Annotated in this window: 22 protein-coding genes and 1 riboswitch; of the genes, 12 read left to right on the plus strand and 10 right to left on the minus strand. The window is 68.8% G+C overall.

Going from position 1 to position 18,700, the window contains the following annotated elements; all coding sequences use genetic code 11:
• Window positions 1-84: 84 nt before the first annotated feature.
• Together WCE39_RS13255 and WCE39_RS13260 are read right to left on the minus strand one after the other, a co-directional pair.
• Window positions 85-309, minus strand: a complete 225-nt coding sequence (locus WCE39_RS13255; RefSeq protein ID WP_343277156.1) for a hypothetical protein — start codon at window positions 307-309, stop codon at window positions 85-87.
• Window positions 306-578 carry a hypothetical protein gene (locus WCE39_RS13260; RefSeq protein WP_343277157.1) on the minus strand — a complete coding sequence of 91 codons (273 nt, stop codon included), beginning with the start codon at window positions 576-578 and terminating at the stop codon, window positions 306-308. Before WCE39_RS13260 ends, WCE39_RS13255 begins: the two co-directional genes overlap by 4 nt.
• A gap of 171 nt (window positions 579-749) precedes the next feature.
• Between WCE39_RS13260 and WCE39_RS13265 the strand changes: the two genes are divergently transcribed.
• The 9 genes from WCE39_RS13265 (at window position 750) to WCE39_RS13305 (ending at window position 10,286) form a co-directional block, all read left to right on the plus strand.
• The gene (locus tag WCE39_RS13265) at window positions 750-1,205 is read left to right on the plus strand and encodes a PA2169 family four-helix-bundle protein (protein WP_343277158.1); all 456 of its coding nucleotides are present in this window, start codon (window positions 750-752) and stop codon (window positions 1,203-1,205) included.
• A gap of 124 nt (window positions 1,206-1,329) precedes the next feature.
• Window positions 1,330-1,764 carry a DUF3597 domain-containing protein gene (locus WCE39_RS13270; RefSeq protein ID WP_343277159.1) on the plus strand — a complete coding sequence of 145 codons (435 nt, stop codon included), beginning with the start codon at window positions 1,330-1,332 and terminating at the stop codon, window positions 1,762-1,764.
• Between the two features lie 192 nt (window positions 1,765-1,956).
• Window positions 1,957-2,784 carry a type II toxin-antitoxin system RelE/ParE family toxin gene (locus WCE39_RS13275; protein ID WP_343277160.1) on the plus strand — a complete coding sequence of 276 codons (828 nt, stop codon included), beginning with the start codon at window positions 1,957-1,959 and terminating at the stop codon, window positions 2,782-2,784.
• A gap of 89 nt (window positions 2,785-2,873) precedes the next feature.
• Window positions 2,874-5,027, plus strand: coding sequence for a peptidyl-dipeptidase Dcp (gene dcp / locus WCE39_RS13280; RefSeq protein ID WP_343277161.1), 2,154 nt, complete (start codon window positions 2,874-2,876; stop codon window positions 5,025-5,027).
• Between the two features lie 49 nt (window positions 5,028-5,076).
• Window positions 5,077-5,324: riboswitch (cobalamin riboswitch) on the plus strand.
• Between the two features lie 184 nt (window positions 5,325-5,508).
• The gene (locus tag WCE39_RS13285) at window positions 5,509-7,854 is read left to right on the plus strand and encodes a ribonucleoside-diphosphate reductase subunit alpha (RefSeq protein WP_449284050.1); all 2,346 of its coding nucleotides are present in this window, start codon (window positions 5,509-5,511) and stop codon (window positions 7,852-7,854) included.
• Window positions 7,855-7,938: 84 nt separating this feature from the next.
• Window positions 7,939-9,003 carry a ribonucleotide-diphosphate reductase subunit beta gene (locus WCE39_RS13290; RefSeq protein WP_343277162.1) on the plus strand — a complete coding sequence of 355 codons (1,065 nt, stop codon included), beginning with the start codon at window positions 7,939-7,941 and terminating at the stop codon, window positions 9,001-9,003.
• Window positions 9,004-9,025: 22 nt separating this feature from the next.
• Window positions 9,026-9,550 (plus strand): flavodoxin, encoded by a 525-nt coding sequence (locus tag WCE39_RS13295; RefSeq protein WP_343277163.1) that lies wholly within the window; start codon window positions 9,026-9,028, stop codon window positions 9,548-9,550.
• Entirely contained in the window at window positions 9,544-9,885 is a 342-nt protein-coding gene (locus WCE39_RS13300; protein WP_343277164.1) for a thioredoxin family protein, read from the plus strand. Before WCE39_RS13295 ends, WCE39_RS13300 begins: the two co-directional genes overlap by 7 nt.
• Window positions 9,882-10,286, plus strand: coding sequence for an acyl-CoA thioesterase (locus WCE39_RS13305; RefSeq protein ID WP_343277165.1), 405 nt, complete (start codon window positions 9,882-9,884; stop codon window positions 10,284-10,286). The genes WCE39_RS13300 and WCE39_RS13305 overlap by 4 nt, the downstream gene beginning before the upstream one ends.
• Before the next feature lie 223 nt (window positions 10,287-10,509).
• Here WCE39_RS13305 and WCE39_RS13310 read toward each other — a convergent pair whose 3' ends face one another.
• Both WCE39_RS13310 and WCE39_RS13315 read right to left on the minus strand, forming a co-directional pair.
• Window positions 10,510-11,280 carry an alpha/beta hydrolase gene (locus WCE39_RS13310; RefSeq protein WP_452299597.1) on the minus strand — a complete coding sequence of 257 codons (771 nt, stop codon included), beginning with the start codon at window positions 11,278-11,280 and terminating at the stop codon, window positions 10,510-10,512.
• Window positions 11,281-11,611: 331 nt separating this feature from the next.
• The gene (locus WCE39_RS13315) at window positions 11,612-12,622 is read right to left on the minus strand and encodes a zinc-dependent alcohol dehydrogenase family protein (RefSeq protein WP_343277166.1); all 1,011 of its coding nucleotides are present in this window, start codon (window positions 12,620-12,622) and stop codon (window positions 11,612-11,614) included.
• 148 nt (window positions 12,623-12,770) lie between these two features.
• On the opposite strand from WCE39_RS13315, the gene yjjJ reads away from it, so the two are divergent.
• Entirely contained in the window at window positions 12,771-14,294 is a 1,524-nt protein-coding gene (yjjJ, locus tag WCE39_RS13320; protein ID WP_343277167.1) for a type II toxin-antitoxin system HipA family toxin YjjJ, read from the plus strand.
• Window positions 14,295-14,310: 16 nt separating this feature from the next.
• On the opposite strand, the gene WCE39_RS13325 is transcribed toward yjjJ, so the two are convergent.
• Together WCE39_RS13325 and WCE39_RS13330 are read right to left on the minus strand one after the other, a co-directional pair.
• Entirely contained in the window at window positions 14,311-15,528 is a 1,218-nt protein-coding gene (locus tag WCE39_RS13325) for an RtcB family protein (protein WP_343277168.1), read from the minus strand.
• 60 nt (window positions 15,529-15,588) lie between these two features.
• A complete protein-coding gene (locus tag WCE39_RS13330) occupies window positions 15,589-15,972 on the minus strand; it encodes a YchJ family protein (protein ID WP_343277169.1) in 384 nt (127 codons plus the stop codon).
• Between the two features lie 151 nt (window positions 15,973-16,123).
• Between WCE39_RS13330 and WCE39_RS13335 the strand changes: the two genes are divergently transcribed.
• Entirely contained in the window at window positions 16,124-16,507 is a 384-nt protein-coding gene (locus WCE39_RS13335) for a hypothetical protein (RefSeq protein WP_343277170.1), read from the plus strand.
• Here the strand turns inward: WCE39_RS13335 and WCE39_RS13340 are convergent.
• A complete protein-coding gene (locus WCE39_RS13340; protein WP_343277171.1) occupies window positions 16,497-16,715 on the minus strand; it encodes a polyprenyl synthetase in 219 nt (72 codons plus the stop codon). The genes WCE39_RS13335 and WCE39_RS13340 overlap by 11 nt on opposite strands.
• A gap of 71 nt (window positions 16,716-16,786) precedes the next feature.
• Window positions 16,787-17,704, minus strand: a complete 918-nt coding sequence (locus WCE39_RS13345) for an AEC family transporter (protein WP_343277172.1) — start codon at window positions 17,702-17,704, stop codon at window positions 16,787-16,789.
• Window positions 17,705-17,922: 218 nt separating this feature from the next.
• Here WCE39_RS13345 and WCE39_RS13350 point away from each other — a divergent pair, with 218 nt between their 5' ends.
• A complete protein-coding gene (locus tag WCE39_RS13350) occupies window positions 17,923-18,327 on the plus strand; it encodes a hypothetical protein (RefSeq protein ID WP_343277173.1) in 405 nt (134 codons plus the stop codon).
• Window positions 18,328-18,402: 75 nt separating this feature from the next.
• Here the strand turns inward: WCE39_RS13350 and WCE39_RS13355 are convergent, their stop codons facing one another.
• Together WCE39_RS13355 and WCE39_RS13360 are read right to left on the minus strand one after the other, a co-directional pair.
• Window positions 18,403-18,567, minus strand: coding sequence for a zinc-binding dehydrogenase (locus WCE39_RS13355; protein WP_343277203.1), 165 nt, complete (start codon window positions 18,565-18,567; stop codon window positions 18,403-18,405).
• Window positions 18,531-18,692, minus strand: a complete 162-nt coding sequence (locus WCE39_RS13360; RefSeq protein WP_343277174.1) for a hypothetical protein — start codon at window positions 18,690-18,692, stop codon at window positions 18,531-18,533. Before WCE39_RS13360 ends, WCE39_RS13355 begins: the two co-directional genes overlap by 37 nt.
• Window positions 18,693-18,700 lie beyond the last annotated feature (8 nt).

Below are 18,700 nucleotides of genomic sequence, written 5' to 3' on the forward strand. Positions count from 1 at the left end.
AGGAGCAGCAAACGCGCTTCGCGCAACACGAAGCAGCCAGCCTGTGGGAGCAGCTACAGCTGCAACCCCTGCGAAGCCCGGGCCCTAACCCAGCCTCGCCGCATAATCCTCCCGCACGAACCGGTTGATATAAGTGTTCAGGCCCTCTCCCGCATCGGCCAGGCGCTGCATCTCCAGCACATGCTCCGCGCCGGGGTGGCTGTCGTCGTAGCGATAGCTTCCCCCGTGGTGGAAGCGGATGACGATCCAACCGGGGCCGACGTCATACGCCGCCACTCCTGAATCGCGCGCCGCGCCATAGCGCTTCATCGCGGCTCGATTCCACGCCGTGCGCGCAGCCACGACAGCACGCCGGGTCGCATGCCCTTGAACTTCGGGTCGTCCGCAAGGGGCGCGACCAACAGGCGCTGCGGATCAAAGCGCCACTTGATCGCGTGGTACACCTGCGAGCGCGTCCTCACCGATTCGATGAGATACAGCCCCGGCACCAGCTCGACGAGGTCCGGCGACGGCTCCGGATGGCGTGCGACATCGGTGTCCAGGTGCACCAGGTACAGGATCGGCTCACGCGTGCCCATCCACAGGACACTCGCACCGCGCGGCGCATTCCGGCGTGAATCCGCGGAAAAACACGCCGGCTGCACGAAGCCGAACGCGAGACGCAAGGGTGTTCAGCCAAGCCGCCTGATTGCACGGGGACTTCATGGCCCGGGGTGGAAAGTAGTGAGCACTTTCCAATGGAGACCCCGATGACCAACGAAAAGAACATCCAGCACAGCCTCAACGACCTGATCGAGATCGCCCGCGACGGCAGCGAGTTCTACACCGAGGCCGCCGGCAAGGTGGACAACAGCGAGCTGTCGACCCTCTTCACCCAGATGGCCGGGCACAAGCGCGAGATCGTCACCGGCTTGACCGCCGAGGTGGCCTCCGCCGGTGGCAATCCCGCCGACCACGGCACCATGGTGGGCTCGATGCGCCAGGTCTATGCCAAGGCCCGCGCCGCGATGGGCGATACCGACTACGCCTATGTCGCCGAGCTGGAAGAGCTGGAAGACCGCCTGCTGCACGCGTTCAAGGACACCGTCAACGACGCGGACACGCCGGTAGCCGCCAAGGCCGCCGCGCAGAAGTACATGCCGCGCGTGGTCGAGTGCCACGACATCATGCGCAACCGCAAGATCGCGCTGAAGAACGCCAGCTGACTGCGCCGCGCGGCAGACAGGGCCCCGGCACGCGCCGGGGTCTTCTGCCATCCGGACCAGGCCTTCATAGGCCTCTACCCCCGCCTCCCGCACAATCGATCGCTCTTTTCCACGGAGTATTGAAATGGGCCTGTTCTCCAAGATTTCCGAACGCATCTTCGGCCGCAAGAGCGCGCCGGAATCCACCCCCGCTCCGGCCACTGGCAGCAAGCCGGCACCCGTCATCTTCAGCGGCAGCCCGCAGGACCCGAAGGTGTCGCCGCCCGCGCCCGCCCCCGCCGCGGCTCCACCCGCCCCCGCACCGGTCGACGTTGAAGCCGTGCTGTCCGGCATGGCCGACGACAAGGGCGGCAAGAGCGACTGGCGCCATTCCATCGTCGACCTGCTGAAGCTGCTCGACCTGGACTCCAGCCTGGATGCGCGCAAGGAGCTGGCGGCCGAACTCGAGGTCAACGCCGGCGCACACGGCAGTGCCGAGCAGAACCTGGCCCTGCACAGGGCGGTAATGCGCAAGCTGGCCGAGAACGGCGGCAAGGTTCCGGATTCGCTGAAGGACTGAGCCGCGCGCGGCGCCGCGCGAGCACGTCGCGGCGCCCTCCCGGACCCATGACGCCCCGGCCCCGGTCGGGGCGTCCTGCGTCCGCTCGCCCGACAGCGCGGCGCCGCGACCGGACGCGTTACGATGCCGCCCCTCCGCCCCACCCTGCAGATTCCCCATGAAGGCCCGCACCTACGTCGCACCGCCGGGCACATGAGCAACACCTCACGCCGGGCCGCCGCCGGTACCGAGCCCCGGATCGAGCGCCTGCAGCCCTGGATCGCCGCGCTGCTGAGCACGCTGGCCCACCTGCTGCTGGCCCTGCTCGCGATGTCCGCCGCCCCGGTCACGATGTCCAACCCCGAAGGCAGCGCGGGCGGCAGCCGGATCGACGTCACCTACATCGACGTGGCCGACCCCATCCCGTCGCCGCCGGAGCAGCCACCTTCGCCACCGGACACGCCGCGCAAGCGCCTGCCGCCGCGCGAGCCGACCCGCCCATCGGCCGCCTCGCCGCTCCAGGTCACCCGGGTCGTCGAGGCCGAGGAACCCCTGCCGCCGGATGCGCAGGCCACGGGCGAGACCGCGGCGCCTGCCGCCAACGCGGCGATGCCGTCGCGAGTGCGCCGCCACGTCCGCGGCCAGCCGCCGGGAATGCTGCCCGAACACCAGGCGCAGGTGAACGCCGGGCCCGCGCGCAGCCAGGCCACCGATCGCGGCCGCAGGTACAACGCGTCCGCTGCCGATACCGCGATGGAAGCCGGCGGTTTCCAGGTCATCTACGACCTCCTGGGCGAGACCAGGCTGCGCGAATGGCGCGACGCCGGCATGACCGAGCTCTACCTGCCGCTGCCGGGCACGCGCAGGCTCATGGTCTGCCCGCTTGAAACCGCGCTCCGGCGCGAATCCGGCCCCTGCCGCCTGGTGGAACCGGACGACCCCGGGCTGGCCGACATCGGCGATGCGCGCAAGGTCATCACCATGGAACGCGTGTACCGGCAGGGCGAACTGCTGTGGAGCGGACCGGGCCCGTACCGGTGAACCATGCCGAACGGCACGTCCCCCGCGGGCGCTGCAGGCACACGCTTGCGCTGTCGCCCCTTGTCCCGCCCCCTCCGGAGCACCATTCCATGCTGCGTACACTGCTGCTGTCCTCCGCGATCGCCCTCGCCCTGAGCGCCTGCGACCGCACCGCCACCGAGCCGCCGATGCCGACTGCCACCACCACGCCCGCCGCCCCCGCACAGGCGGAGAACCCGCTCCTGGTCGCCAGCACCCTGGCCTTCCAGGCCCCCGTGTTCGACCGCATCGAAGACGCGCACTACCAGCCCGCGATCGAAGAAGGCATGCGCCAGCACCTGGCCGAAGTGCGGAAGATCGCCGACAGCAGCGAGGCGCCGGACTTCGCCAACACGATCGAAGCGCTTGAGCGCAGCGGCGCCCTGCTGACCCGCGCCGCGGGCATCTTCTTCGCCATGACCTCGGCCAACACCAACGAGGCGCTGCAGGCCGCTGAAGAAACCCTGGCGCCAAAGCTCGCCGAGCACGGTGACGCCATCCACCTTGATCCCGCACTGTTCGCCCGCGTGAAGACCCTCTACGCCCAGCGCGCGGATCTCGGCCTGACCACCGAGCAGCTGACCCTGCTGGAGCACACCTACGACAACTTCGTCCGCGCCGGCGCCGAGCTTGATGCCGACAGCCAGGCCGAGCTGCGCAAGCTCAACAGCGAAGAGTCCTCGCTGACCACCGCCTTCTCCAACAAGCTGCTGGCCGCGACCAAGGCCGGCGGCGTGCTGGTCGATGACGTCGCGAAGCTCGAGGGACTCGACGAAGCCACGATTTCCGCCGCCGCCGAAGCCGCCAGGGCCGACGGCAAGGACGGCCAGTGGCTGCTGGTGCTGCAGAACACCACCCAGCAGCCGGTGCTGGCCTCGCTGACCGACCGCAGCCTGCGCGAGCAGGTCATGGCCGCTTCGCTGGCGCGCGCCGAAAAGGGCGACGCCAACGACACCCGCGCCACCCTCCAGCGCCTGGCGGAACTGCGTGCACGCAAGGCCGAGCTGCTGGGCTTTCCCAGCTACGCGGCCTACGGCATCGCCGACCAGATGGCGGCTACGCCCGAAGTCGCGCTGAAACTCCTGACCGACACCGTGCCCGCAGCCACCGCGCGCGCCAGCGCCGAGCTTGCGAAGATCCAGGCCCTGGTCGATGCCCAGGGCGGCGGCTTCACCGCCGGCGCCGCCGACTGGGACTTCTACGCCGAGCAGGTGCGCAAGGCCGAGTTCGACCTGGACGCCGAACAGATCAAGCCCTACTTCGAGCTCGATCGCGTGCTCAAGGACGGCGTGTTCTTCGCGGCGGAGCAGCTGTACGGCATCACCGCGAAGGAGCGCAGCGACCTGCCGGTCTACCACCCCGACGTGCGCGTGTTCGACATCTTCGACGCCGACGGCACCCAGCTCGCCCTGTTCTACCTCGACCCCTTCCAGCGCGAGAGCAAGCAGGGCGGCGCCTGGATGGGCAACTTCGTCGAGCAGAACGGCCTGACCGGCGACATCCCGGTGATCTACAACGTCGAGAACTACACCAGGCCCGCCGAGGGCCAGCCGGCGCTGCTGAGCTTCGACGACACCACCACGCTGTTCCACGAATTCGGCCACGCCCTGCACGGCATCTTCTCGAAGACGACCTACCCGAGCCTGGCCGGCACCAACGTGCCGCGCGACTTCGTCGAGTTCCCCTCGCAGTTCAACGAACACTGGGCGCTGGATCCGAAGGTGTTCGCGAACTACGCCAGGCACTACCAGACCGGCGAGCCGATGCCGCAGGAGCTGGTGGAGAAGATGGTGCGCGCGCGCACCTTCAACCAGGGCTATGCGACCACCGAATACCTGGCGGCCGCGCTGCTCGACATGGCCTGGCACACGCTGCCGGCCGGTGACGCGAAGAAGGACGTGGACGCGTTCGAGCGCGAGGCGCTGGCGAAGTACAAGGTGGACATGGCCGCGGTGCCGCCGCGCTACCGCAGCAACTACTTCAGCCACATCTGGGGCGGCGGGTATGCGGCCGGCTACTACGCCTACTTTGGCGCCGAGGTGCTGGACCACGACGCCTTCCAGTGGTTCCGGGAGAACGGCGGGCTGACGCGCGAGAACGGACAGGTGTTCCGCGAGAAGATCCTGTCGATCGGACATTCGCGGGATCTGGCCGAGGCCTACCGCGAATTCCGCGGCAAGGAGCCGAGCGTGGAGCCGCTGCTGGAGCATCGCGGGCTGAAGTAGGACTTTCGACTTGCCCAACATATTGCGTTGACGCCGGGCGCAGACCCCGATATGTTGTGCCCCGTCGGTTCCCGCGCCACAGGGCTCGGGATGAAAAGGGAAGCCGGTGCGGCGTGGTCGGGTCATCCGGCCACCGCCCATCCCGGCGCTGCCCCGCAGCGGTAGGTGGAAACGAGGTTGCACACGCACTGGGACGGTGGTCCCGGGAAGCGGCGACCAAGGCGAGGAGTCCACGGCATGACGCCGAAGACTCCCGGATCCACGAGCCCGAAGACCTGCCGACAGCCGCGCGCAAAGCACATCGCGCGGTGCCGGCTGCGGAATCTCCGGGGGGAGATGGCTGGTGAAGCACGCATGCGATCGCGATCCGTCCAAGCGGAGCGCGTCGCGGGCGCTGCGACGCCGCGTTCCCACCCTGTGGCTCCCAGGCCCGCCGACTGTCGAGGGACAGCGGCCGTGCGCATGCACCGGGAGCACAACCATGAGCGACACCGACGCCAGCACCGCGACCGCCGTCGCCACCTGGATCACCAAGGACGCCGGCAACCGCCGCCTCCCCTACCGGCGCGAGCGCCTGGAGCGCGCCATCGACCGCATCCACGGCGAGTTCCCCGGGCTCGGCATCGACGACTACAAGCGCGGCGTCTTCGACTTCGTCGAGCGCAAGGACGCGGTCAACGCCGACGACCTGGTCGACCATCTGATCCGCGAGGCCGAAGCGCGCGTGGACGTGGCCGCGCCGGAGTGGGAACTGTTCGCCGCGCGCCTCTACCTGCACCGCCTGTACAAGCGCGCCAGCCGCAACCGTTTCTACGACGTGGCGCAGGCGTATGGCCCCTACCTCGGGCTGCAGGAAAGCCTCGCCGACCGCAACGTCTATTCCAACGACATCCTGCGCGCCTACTCGCGCGAGGAGCTGCAGGAGGCGGGCAGGATGATCGAGCCGGCGCGCGACCTGTTGTTCACCTACAACGGCCTGTACCTGCTGGCCACGCGCTACCTTGCCACCGACGCCTCGCGCGCGGTGTACGAACTGCCGCAGGAGCGCTGGCTCACCATCGCGCTGTACCTGATGCAGGGCGAGGGCGGCAGCGGACCCGGCGACCGCGAACGGCGCATGCGCCTGGTCGGCGAGGCCTACTGGGCGCTGTCGAACCTGTACATGACCGTGGCCACGCCGACCCTGCAGAACGCGGGCAAGGTCGGCGGGCAGCTGTCGTCGTGCTTCATCGACACCGTCGGCGACTCGTTGCAGGGCATCTACGACTCCAATACGGACATCGCCCGCGTGTCCAAGGGCGGCGGCGGCGTGGGCGCCTACATGGGCTACATCCGCGCCTCGGGCTCGGCGATCCGCGGCGTGCCCAACTCGTCCGGCGGCGTGGTGCCGTGGATCAAGCAGCTCAACAACACCGCGGTCTCGGTCGACCAGCTCGGCCAGCGCAAGGGCGCGGTGGCGGTGTACCTGGATGTCTGGCACCGCGATATCGAGGCCTTCCTCGACCTGCGCCTCAACAACGGCGACCAGCGCCTGCGTGCGCACGACGTGTTCACGTCCGTCTGCATCCCCGACATCTTCATGGAGGCCGTGGAGCGCCGCGGCGACTGGTACCTGTTCGATCCGCACGAGGTGCACCGGATCAAGGGCTGGTATCTGCAGGACTTCTTCGACGAGACCCGTGGCGAGGGCTCGTTCCGCCGCAGGTACGACGAGGTGGTGGCCGACGAACGCGTCAGCCGCCGCACGGTCAAGGCCATCGACATCTTCAAGCGCCTGATGCTGAGCCAGCTTGAGACCGGCAACCCCTTCATGTTCTACCGCGACGAGGTCAACCGCAGGAACCCGAACAAGCACGCCGGCATGGTGTACTCGTCGAACCTGTGCACCGAGATCCTGCAGAACATGAGCCCGACGACGCTCATGCAGGAGATCATCAGCGGCAACCAGGTCGTGACCACCAAGCAGGCCGGCGACTTCGTGGTCTGCAACCTGTCCTCGATCAACCTCGGCCGCGCGATCCTGCCGCAGGACGGCCAGGGCGACCTGATCACCGACGTGCTGGAGCGCCTGGTGCCGATCCAGGTGCGCATGCTCGACAACGTCATCGACCTCAACCAGCTGCCCGTGCCGCAGGCCACGATCACCAACCGGAAGTACCGCGCGATCGGCCTCGGCACCTTCGGCTGGCACCACCTGCTGGCGCAAAAGGGCATCCAGTGGGACTCGCCGGAAGCCGAGGACTACAGCGACGTCCTCTACGAGCGCATCAACCGGCTCACCGTGCAGGCGAGCATGGCGCTGGCGAAAGAAAAGGGCAGCTATCCGATGTTCGCCGGTAGCGACTGGCACACCGGCGCCTACTTCCGCGACCGCGGCTACGACAGCCCGCAGTGGCTTGAGCTGGCGGCGCAGGTGTCGGTGCACGGACTCCGCAACGGCTGGCTGCTGGCGGTGGCACCCAACATGTCGACCGCGCAGATCGCCGGCAGCACGGCTTCGATCGACCCGGTCTACTCCGCGTTCTACTACGAGGAGAAGAAGGACTACCGCCGCCCGGTGGCCGCACCAGGCCTGTCGCTGGACACCTGGCCCTATTACGAAAAGGGCGCGTACAGGGTCGACCAGTTCGCCAGCGTGCGCCAGAACGCGCGCCGCCAGCGCCACTTGGACCAGTCGATCAGCTTCAACTTCTATGTGCCGAGCACCATCCGCGCCGGCACATTGCTGGAACTGCACATGACGGCGTGGCGGGAAGGCCTGAAGACCACGTATTACGTCCGCTCGAACGACATCGACATCACCGAATGCGAGTGGTGCAGTAGCTGATCGCGCATTCGCGCTTTCAGCTTGCACGGTTCGCGGGGCGAACCGTGGGCCCTGCACTTGCCTGCGACCAGACAAGGAAACACCATGAATGCTGTTGCCGCACCGCGTACCGCCACGCCGCTCGAGCGCATCCGGATCCTCGAGCCGCGGCATCCGAACCGGTCGACCGGGATCATCAACGGGCGCACGTCCGGGATACTGAACTGGAACGACATTCCATATCCGTCGTTCTATCGCGCGTACAAGGAGCTTTCGACCAACTTCTGGATCCCGGACGAGGTCGACATGAAGGCCGATGCCCGCCAGTACGGCGACCTCTCGGCACGCGAGAAGAACGCGTACGACTCGATTATCGGCCTGCTGGCCACGCTGGACTCGCCACAGACGCGCTTCATCTACAACGTGGCCGAATACATCACCGACCCGGCCGCGCACGCCAACGCCGCGATCATCGGCCAGCAGGAAGTGATCCACAACGAGAGCTACAGCTACGTGCTGGCCTCGATCACCGACCTGGCCAACCAGAACCGGATCTTCGAGATCGCGCGCACGCACCCGACGATCATCGCGCGCAATGCGCCGATCATGGCGTCCTACGACGACTTCATGCGCGACAAGACCGCCGAGACCCTGCTGCGTTCGCTGATCCAGTCCTCGATCCTTGAAGGCATCAATTTTTATTCCGGCTTCGCCTATTTCTACAACCTGGTGCGCCAGAACCGCATGGCCGGCACCGGCAAGATCATCAGCTTCATCAACCGCGACGAGCTGGCCCACACCAAGTTCATCAGCGAGGTGATCCGCGCCATCGTCGGCGAGAACCCGGAGCTGCGTACGGACGAACTGACCGCATACGTGCACCGGGCCTTCGAGCACGCCGTGGAGCTGGAGGTTCAATGGACCGGCGAAGTGCTGGACGGCATCGACGGCATCAACGTCGACGAAATGATCCAGTACGTGAAGTACCGCGCCAACAAGATGGCCGGGATGCTGGGGATCGAAAGCCTCTATCCGGAATCCACCGGCAACGTCATGCCCTGGATCCGCGCCTACGCCGACAACTTCACCGAGACCAAGACCGACTTCTTCGAGATGCGCAACGCGTCATACAAGAAGACCAATCTCGACAACGGTTTCGACGACCTCTGATTCGCCTTGTTGGAGCTGCTCCATGCGCATATTGATCGCCTACGACTCGCTGAGCGGCAATACCCGCGATCTCGCGCGCATGGTGCGCGCGCGCTGCGAGGCGCGCGGCCACGCCGTGACCTGGATCGAGACAGGCATCCAGGCCATGGTCGATGCTGGTCCCGACCCGCGGCACGACCTCTACCTGCTGGGCACCTGGACCGACAACGCCGGACGAACGCCTGCGGCGATGAAGCGCTTCATCGCCGAGCTTGTCGAAGCCGTCGGCAGGCCGGAGCAGCTCGCCGTCTTCGGGACCGGCGAAACCCAGTGGGGCGCGGAGTACTACTGCGGCGCGCTGCGGCGCATGGCCCGCTTCTTCGACAGCCGCCATCCGCCGCTGGAGATCGAGCAGATGCCGCATGGCGCGCGTGACGTGCTGGATGTCCAGCGCTGGACCGACCGGATCCTCGCGGCCGTCGCGGGCGCGCGTGTGCCGGCAACCGCAGGCGCCACCACCGGCGCCGGCTTCCCCCACACCCGACGCCAAGGACATGTTCCATGCTGATCATCGACGCCTCGTCGCCTGGAGGCATCGACGCCGCCATCGCCGCCCATCCGCGCCTGCTGGTCGACTATTACAAGGACGACTGCCCGGCCTGCCGCATGCTGGACATGTCGCTGCAGAAGTTCGCCGCCGCCCCCGTCGCCGGCGATCTGGTGCTGCTGAAGGTGAAGCTGGAAACCGTCGGCGAAGCTTGCTTCCGAGGCCTCGGCCTGCGACAGACGCCGACGCTGGCGCTGCATGTCGACGGCGCCGAAGCCGCGCGCCTGCCCGGCTACCAGACGCCGGCGCAAATCGCCAGGATGGTCGAAACGCATCTTGCCGGCACCAGCGCATGACAGCCGCACCGACCGAAGCGCGGATGCTGGACATCGTCTTTCCGGACCACACCAACCACCTCGGCACCCTGTTTGGCGGCCAGGCGCTGGCGTGGATGGACAAGGCGGCCTTCATCGCCGCCTCGCGCTACGCCCGCAGCACCGTGGTCACCGCGCGCTCCGAGCAGGTTGATTTCAGCCGGCCCATCCGCCAGGGCCAGCTGGTGGAGACCATCGCGCGCGTGGTGGGCGTCGGCCGGACGTCCATGCAGGTCGAAGTGGAACTGGTGAGCGAGGACCTGCTGAGCGGCGAGCGGCAGACCTGCACGCGGGGGCGCTTCGTGATGATCGCGCTTGATCCGGAGGGGCGGCCGCAGGCGGTGCCCGACGTCCCCACCGTCCAGCCGGCTCGGATTCCATAGTCCGGCAGGCCCCCATCGCGGAAGTAGCGGCCCATCAACCGGCCAGGCGCGGGTGCGCCACGTGGTGGTTGCCGTTGCGGTGCGGATAGGCATCGGCGGCGAACGAGGCGACGAGGAGGTCGAAGTCGCGCGGTTGCGCATGCTCGAAGCCGACGCCTGCCCGCGTGCCGTCCTCATCGATCGTGGCGATTCTGTCGCCGGACAGCAGCTCCAGCGACGCGCATCAGCCGCGGTCCTGTCCGGTGCCCAGCAGGAACCTCAGCCCGCGGATGAAGCCACGCGGCGCGACGGTCAGGTGGTCTTCGTCCTCCAGGACGTCGAGCCGCAATCGCAGCGAGGGATAACCCCGCGCCGCCAAGGTCGCTTCCATCCTGCGCGCATCGCCCACCATGTCGTAGCGCTTTCCGGAGGCGGGGGATTCGTACTCGCCGATGTACATGTAGACCGAGGCGGGCAGGTCGGCGTGGACGGCGGCATAGCGGCGTTCGAAGTCGTCGATGGCGTTGCCGTCGTACCAGAACGACGGACTTCCCAGCACGTAGCCCGAGAACAGCGCCGGCTCGGAGAACAGGATCTGCGCGCCCAGCAGTCCGCCATAGGAGTGCCCTAGCAGCAGTTGCCGGGCCTCGTCACTGCGGAAGCGGGACGCGACGAAGGGAAGCACCTGGTCGCGCAGGTAGGCGGCATAGGCGGCGCCCTCGCCGTGCGGATCGACGGCGGCGGCCGGGCCATGGCGCCCGGGGGTCGGCGTGTAGTCACGGCGGCGACTGGTCATGGCTCCGTCGCCGAGCGCATAGGACAGGCCGATGAGGATGAAGTCCTCGATCGCGGGCCCGTCTCCGTTCAAGCGCCGGGCAATGTTGCGGACCACCGGGAAGGCGTAGTCCGCGTCGGTGACGTAGAGCACGGGGTAGCGATGGTCGGGCCGCTCCGCGTAGCTGGCGGGCAGCGAGACGAAGACCTGGTAGTCCCGGCCGGAGACCGGATCGGGCACGGTCCAGACTTCGGTGCCGGCGATCTCGTAGGGCAGGCCTCGCCACGCTGGGTGCCGGATGGCAACACCCCGGCCGGCTTCGACGGGGTGGCCGCCGCAACCGTCCCGGACTCGTTGCCGGCATCGGCTGGCACGGGTGCGGCGATGGCGCCTTCGTCCTTGGCGCAGGCCGCGATGCCGGCGACCAGCAGCGATGACAGGCAGAGCGACAGCGGTGCGAGCGTGCGGAGCATGGACATCCTTTTCCGTGGAGTCGGTGCCACGGCCCTGGGCCGCGGACGCAGCCGGGATTCTAGTCGGCTGACGTATCCTTCCGCGCCGACTGTAGCTTTCAGATATCGAGCACGATCTTGCCGAAGTGCGCCCCGCTTTCCTGGTGACGGAACGCCGCAACCAGATCATCGAGCGCGAAGTGGCGGTCAATGACGGGACGCAGCGTGCAGGCCTCCATCGCGCGCACCAGGTCCTGCTGCTGGCGGCGGCTGCCGACCACCAGGCCCTGCAGGCGCAGCTGGCGCCCAAGTGCCAGTCCCAGCGGGAAGCGCACGTCGACACCCGTCAGCACGCCGATCAGCGAGACATGGCCGCCGGCGCGGCAGGCGAGCATCGACTGCTCCAGCGTGTCCGACCCCGCCACGTCCAGCACGTGGTCGACGCCGCGGCCGCCGGCCAGCCGGTGCGCGGTCTCGCCCCACTTCGGGTCCTGGCGGTAGTTGATCACCTCGTCCGCGCCCAGTTCGCGCAGGCGCTCGAGCTTGGCGTCACTCGACGAAGTCGCGATCACCCGCGCGCCCGCCAGCTTCGCCAGCTGCAGCGCGAACACCGACACCCCGCCCGTGCCCTGCACCAGCACCACCTGGCCCGGCTGCAGTGCGCCGTCTTCCATCAGCGCCCGCCACGCGGTCAGGCCGGCGGTGGTGAGCGTGGCCGCTTCGGCATGGCTCCAGCCGCGCGGCGCATGCGTGAACGCAGTCACGGGCGCGGTGACCTGCTCGCGCGCGAAACCGTCGACCCCGTCGCCCGGCACCCGGCTGAAGCCGCCCTCCGGTGCCTCGCCGTCGAGCCACTCGGGAAAGAAGGTACTGACCACGTGGTCGCCCACGGCGAACTCGGTGACGCCTTCGCCCACCGCGGTCACCTCGCCGGCGCCGTCGGCCATGGGAATGCGCCGTTCGCTCGGCCCCGTGATGCCCTTCACCACCATGTAGTCATGGAAGTTCAGGGAACTGGCGCGCACGCGCACGGTGATCTCGCCCGCTCCGGGCTCGACCGGCTGCGTGCTGCCGACCGTGACGTGGTCGAAACCGCCGCCGGCGGGGATGTGGATGGTCTTGATGCTCATGGGGAAACTCCTTCCGGGCCGCGCCCGCGGACTGCGGCGCGGCGATGGGTCTGCGGCCAGCATGCCTGTGCGCCCGTAAAATTCCCGGCCGCCTGGCCGGTCCCCAGCAGCGGCCCGGAGAATCGAATCGTAAAGAAACCGGTTTGCTTTGGCCCGCACGGCCTCGCTGGCGCGCGGTTCGACGCGTGAACATGCGACTGATATCGTATCTCAAACCGTAAATAAACAACGGCTCCACATGGCCCGCCCTCCCTCCGCCACGCTTGCCGACCTGCTGGCCCTTCTGGCCAGCGGCCAGGCCGTGCGCGCCTCCCGCATCCTTCGTGAACTCGGCATCAGCCGGCCGGTGCTGAGACGGCTGGTGCGCGAGGCCGGAGACCAGGTCCTGCGCGTGGGCCGGGCGCGGGCCACGGCCTATGTGGCCCGCGCCAGCAGCGACGCCGGCAGTGCCTGGCCGCTGTGGCGGATGCGGCCCGATGCCACGCTGGAGGAGCTGGGCATGCTGTATCTGCTGAGGGGAGAACGGTTCCAGTTCGAACCGGCGGGCGAGCGACCCAACCTCAACCGGCCGGTGGATGACGTGCCCGGCCACTTTCCCGGTTTGCCGTGGTTCCTGGATGACCTGCGCCCGCAGGGCTTCCTTGGCCGCAGCCTTGCCCATCGCCGCGGCGCCGGGCTCGGCGTTCCCACGGACCTCAAGCGCTGGCAGCTGCGTGACAGCCTGCTCGCCATCACCCGCACCGGCGGCACCGCGATCGGTGACCTGCTGCTGGGCAGCCACGCCGTCGAGCTGGCATTGGCCGAACTCGACGCGCCGCCCGACGCCGTGGCAGCGGCGGGGCGGCGCACGCGGTACTCCGACTGGGCCGAAGCCGCCCTTGCAGGCGAAGAGATCGGCTCATCACCCGGCGGCGAGCAGCCCAAATTCACCAGCACCGTGCTCACGCCGGATGGCCGCTACGCCGCCCTGGTGAAGTTCGCCGTCCACGACACCGGGCAGGCGGCGGCCCGCTGGGCCGAGCTGTTGGCCTGCGAACAGATTGCACTTGCCTGCCTGCGCGATGCCGGTCTCCCCGCCGCCGAGGCGGAACTGGTCGATGCCGACCGGCACCTGTGCCTGGAAGTGCGCCGGTTCGACCGCAGCCAGGACCGCATCGGCAGGCAGGGTTTCGTCTCGTTGCTGGCCCTGGATGCCGCCTTCGTCGGCGCCGGAGGTCACGACTGGTCGCGGGCAGGCGAGCAGCTCGCCGCAGAAGGCCTGATCGACGGGCAAACGGCCGGCCAGATGGCCGTGCTGCACTGGTTCGGCCGCTTCATCGGCAATAGCGACATGCACGCCGGCAACCTCGGCTTCCATCTCGCTGACGCAGGCCCGCTGACACTCGCACCCGCTTACGACATGCTGCCGATGTACCTGGCGCCATCACGCACGGGCGCCGCGCGTCCCGCCGTGCCGCTGGCCCTCGCGCCTCCGGAACGGACCGGACACACCGCCCACATCGCCCGCGCGGCGGAAGCGGCGATCCGTTTCTGGGACCAGGTGGCCGGGTCGGAGCGGATCCGCTCCGCTGAGCTGCGGCAGGTGGCACGTCGCAACCAGGAACTCGTGGCGCGGTATGCGCGCACGTTTGCGGCGGCCGGAGTCACGTCGCACACCATTGCCAAGGCCTGAGGCCCCACGCACGCACTCAGCCCTTGACGCACACCACCTGCCGCAGCGTGTGCACCACCTCCACCAGGTCCGCCTGCGCCGCCATCACCGCGTCGATGTCCTTGTAGGCGGCCGGCGACTCGTCGATCACCGCCTGGTCCTTGCGGCACTCCACGTGCGCCGTGGCCTCGCGGTGCTGCTTGAGCGTGATGCTGTTGCGCGCCGCGGTGCGGCTCATCACCCGCCCGGCGCCGTGGCTGCAGCTCTCGAAGCTGTCGCCATTGCCCAGCCCGCGCACGATGAAACTCTTCGCGCCCATGCTGCCGGGGATGATGCCGAGCTCGTCCTTGCCGGCGCGCACCGCGCCCTTGCGGGTTACGAACATCTCCTGCCCGCCGTGCGTTTCCTTCTGCACGTAGTTGTGGTGGCAGTTGACCGCCATCGCCTGCAGCTTGAACTTGGGCAACTCCGCGCGCATCGCGTGCAGCACGCGCTGCATCATCGCCTCGCGGTTGACGCGCGCGTAGTCCTGCGCCCAGCCCACGGCCTCAACGTAATCGTCGAACAGTGGCTCGCCCTCCATGAAGAAGGCGAGGTCCTTGTCGGGCACGTGGTAGCCGAGCACGCGCTTGCCCAGTTCCTCGCGCGCGCGCTGGATGAAGTAGCTGCCGATCAGGTTGCCGGTGCCGCGCGAGCCCGAGTGCAACATCACCCACACCGCCTCGCCCTCGTCCAGGCAGACCTCGATGAAATGGTTGCCGCCGCCGAGCGTGCCGAGTTGCTTCTCGACCTTGTCGAGGCGGATCTTGGGGTGTTTGGCCTTGATGCGCTGCAGGCGCTGCCACAGGCCCGAGCCGGCAAGCGCGGTCTCGACGCTGTCGGGCGTCTTGCGGTGCTCGCCATGCGGACCGTTGCCGACCGGGATCGCACGCTCGATCGCCGAGCGCAGCGGGCCCAGCGAATCGGGCAGGTCGCGCGCGTTGAGCGTGGTGCGCACCGCCGCCATGCCGCAGCCGATGTCCACGCCCACCGCGGCCGGGATGATCGCGCCCTGCGTCGGCACCACCGAGCCCACCGTGGCGCCGATGCCCAGGTGCACGTCCGGCATCACCGCCACCCAGGGCCCGACGAAGGGCAGGCTCGCGATATTGCGCAGCTGCGCGCGCGCCTGGTCTTCCAGCGGCACGCCGCGGACCCAGCCCTTGATGGGCTTCTCGCCGTGGCCGTGAAGCCATTCGTAGTTCGAGTTGTCCATGCTGCGTATGGTTTCCGATTGGCGATGAATCGTGCGTGGCCGTATGCCGGCACGCAGCTCCTACCGCGGAAACTCCCCGTCAACGTACAGCCAGCGCCCGTCCACGCGCTCGAACCGGCTGATCTCGTGCAGCCGCACCGCGGGCGCGCCACCGGGCTTGTAGCGGGCGACGAACTCGACCACCGCGGTGTCGTCGCCGATCCCGGCATGGCGCCTGATCTCGAGCCCAAGCCAGCGCAGGCCCGGCGTGTCGTCCAGCTCGAACGGATCCGGGCGCGTGGATGGATGCCAGGTGGCCGCGAGGTAATCGCGCAGGCCGAGCACATACGCGCTGTAGCGGGAGCGCATGAGTTCCTCGGCGGTGGCCGCGGGCGTGCCCTCGTGCAACGCCTGGCAGCAGTTCGCGTAGGTCGCCGAGGGATTGCAGGGGCAAGGTCTGGACATGGTGTGGGCAGGTTACGACGGGATCGCGCGTTGGTCCGTAGTGGGAGCCTTCGCACCAGATGCGCCTGCGACCGGACTTTCACAAGGCCGAATGGCGCCCGGCACAAGACTGCCGCGAAACCCGCATCCGCCACCACGAAAGGAGCCAGCAATGAATCCGGACGAGATCATGCGCCTGCTGCAAGCCGCCGCCGTGCTGTTCACCCTCGCCGCCCTCGGTGGCCTGGTGATGGCAGGCATCCGTTTCAGCGGCCGCCGCAATCCCCCCGCCTGGCTGGCCATGCTGCACGGACTGCTGGCGGGCGCCGGCGTGACCCTGCTGGCCTATGCCTGGTATGCGGGCGACATCCCGGCACTGGCCCTGCTGGCACTGCTGCTGTTCCTGCTGGCGGCCGCCGGCGGCGCGGTGCTGAGCCTGGCCTACAAGTGGAAGCAGCGGCTGCTGCCCGCCAGCCTGGTGATCGGCCATGCGGTCGCCGCGGTGGCTGCATACGTGCTGTTGCTGGTTGCCGTGCTCGGCGACGTCAGCGCTTGAGGCCGGCCACGATCTCCGACACGTCGAGGCCCAGCTCCAGCTGCACGCGCACGTACTCGCGCTCCTTGCGCGAGAGCGTGCGGCCGGCTTCGACGCGCACGTCTTCCGCCTGCAGGATGCGGATGATCTGCGGCATGGCCGAACCGATGGCATCGGGGCCGTAGCCAGCTTCGCGGAGGGCGGCGCGGAGGAGGTCTTCAGCGTCCATGGCAGGTCCTGACAGGTGCGAGGGGGGCGTGCATTGTGCGACATGCGGCTCTCGCGCGAGGCCCGTGGCGTTCAGCCCTGCAGCCGCTGCAGCACGAAGTGCCACGCCGGCAGCGTCGCCAGCGACAGCACGATGCCGTATCCGACCAGCGCGGCCGCCAGCCGCGGCGCCATGCGGTGCGAGATCGCCAGCGCCGCGGCGGTGACCATGGTCGGCATCGCCGATTCCAGCACCGCCACCTGGCGCATCTCGCCCTCCAGGCCGAACCCCAGCGCGAGCACCAATGCCAGCGCCGGCAGCACCGCCAGCTTCAGCACCAGCCCAAGCGCCAGCGGCCGCACTTCGTCGCGCGGCAGCCGCAGCTGCACCGTCAGGCCCACCGCCAGCATCACCAGCATCAGCATCACCCCGGCCAGCTGGCCGAGCGCGGCCGCGATCCACGCCGGCGGGTGTTCCGGCATCAGGGTCAGGCCGAACACCAGCGCCCAGGCCGGCGGAAAGCGCACGATGCGCAGCGCGATCATGCGCGCCGTGGGCGGATCGTCACCGCCGTAGCGCGCCAGCACCACCAGCCCGAGCGTGGACAGCATCACGAAGGTGCCGAACTGGTCGTAGACCACCGCATAGGGCAGCGCCTGCGCGCCGAGCAGCGCCTCGACCATCGGATAGCCGATGTAGCTGGTGTTGCCCAGCATCGTGCACAGCAGCAGCACCCCGAGTTCGTCGCGGCGCAGCCGCAGGCGCGGTGCCAGCAGGCGCAGCAACGCCCAGCTGGCCGCCGCAAGCAGCCAAGGCACCGCCACCAGGCCGAGCAGGTCCGGCTCGAAGCGCAGCCGCGGCACGTACACCAGGATCGCCGCCGGCAGGCAGACGTACAGCACCACCAGGTTGAGTGTGTCGGCGGCGCCCTCGGGAAACACCCGCAGGCGCGCGAACAGCATGCCCAGCGCCAGCATGGCGAGCATCAGGGCGAAGGCGTCGAAGGCCATCGAGGCCGTAATCCATGGTGGGGAAGTGGACCATCATAAGAGCCGGGACCTGGCGCGCCATTCGCCATTGGGCGGTGGTCGCCCGCACCATGAAGCAGGCCCGGCCCAGCGCGGACAGCCGGTGGCGGTGTCCACCCAGGACGACCGGATCAACGCGCTGCTGCAGGGATGTGTCCACGTGCGCCACCATGTCGGCCTGCCTACCGACGGGACGACACATGGCCCTGCTCTTCATCCTGCTCGTGGTCGCACTCACCTGGAGCCTGGGCGCCCTGCAGCTGTGGCCGCCGATGCGCCGGGTCCGAGAGCTGCCGCTGTGGTTGGGCGGCGCACTGGCGGTGGGCGTCGCGGCCTGCGTGGCCTGGGGGTTCGTGGGCGTGCTCCGGATTGGCGACTGGCAGGCGCTGTCGATGGACCAGGCGATGAATCGGCTTTTCGGCACCGGGTCGCTCTGGTTCCAGCGTTCCGGCTGGGTGCCGCTGGACCGGGCCACGAATGTCTACGTCACGCTGGATCTCGCGTTCACGCTGCTGGCGTTGAGCGCTGCTTCGATGCATGGGTACGTGTTCTGGGTCGGGGTGGCCGAGCGTAGGCGGCGGGCGGCGATGCGACGTCTTCACTGACATACGCGACGCGCGCGCCTGGCGCCGGACGTGCAGACGACGAAGGTTCACCACCGCGGGCTTCGCTCCCGGAACTCAGAGATCCAGCGCGATCTTGCCGAAGTGCCGACCGCTCGCCTGGTGCTGGAACGCCGCCACCAGTTCCTCGAGCGGGTAGTGCCGATCGATCACCGGACGCAGCTCGCTGGCCTCCAGCGCCGGGATCATGTCCTGCTGCTGGCGGCGGCTGCCGACGACCAGGCCTGGAGCCGCAGCTGGCGGCCCAGCGTAAGCCCGAGCGGCAGCCGGGTGTCGACGCCGCTGAGCACGCCGATCAGGTCATTGGGGGAGGCTCGCGTCTCGGGTGGATCGCCATGCTGACTCATGGGGCGGG

The organism is Luteimonas yanweni (assembly GCF_039548475.1).
In the GTDB taxonomy this organism is placed as follows: Bacteria; Pseudomonadota; Gammaproteobacteria; order Xanthomonadales; family Xanthomonadaceae; genus Luteimonas.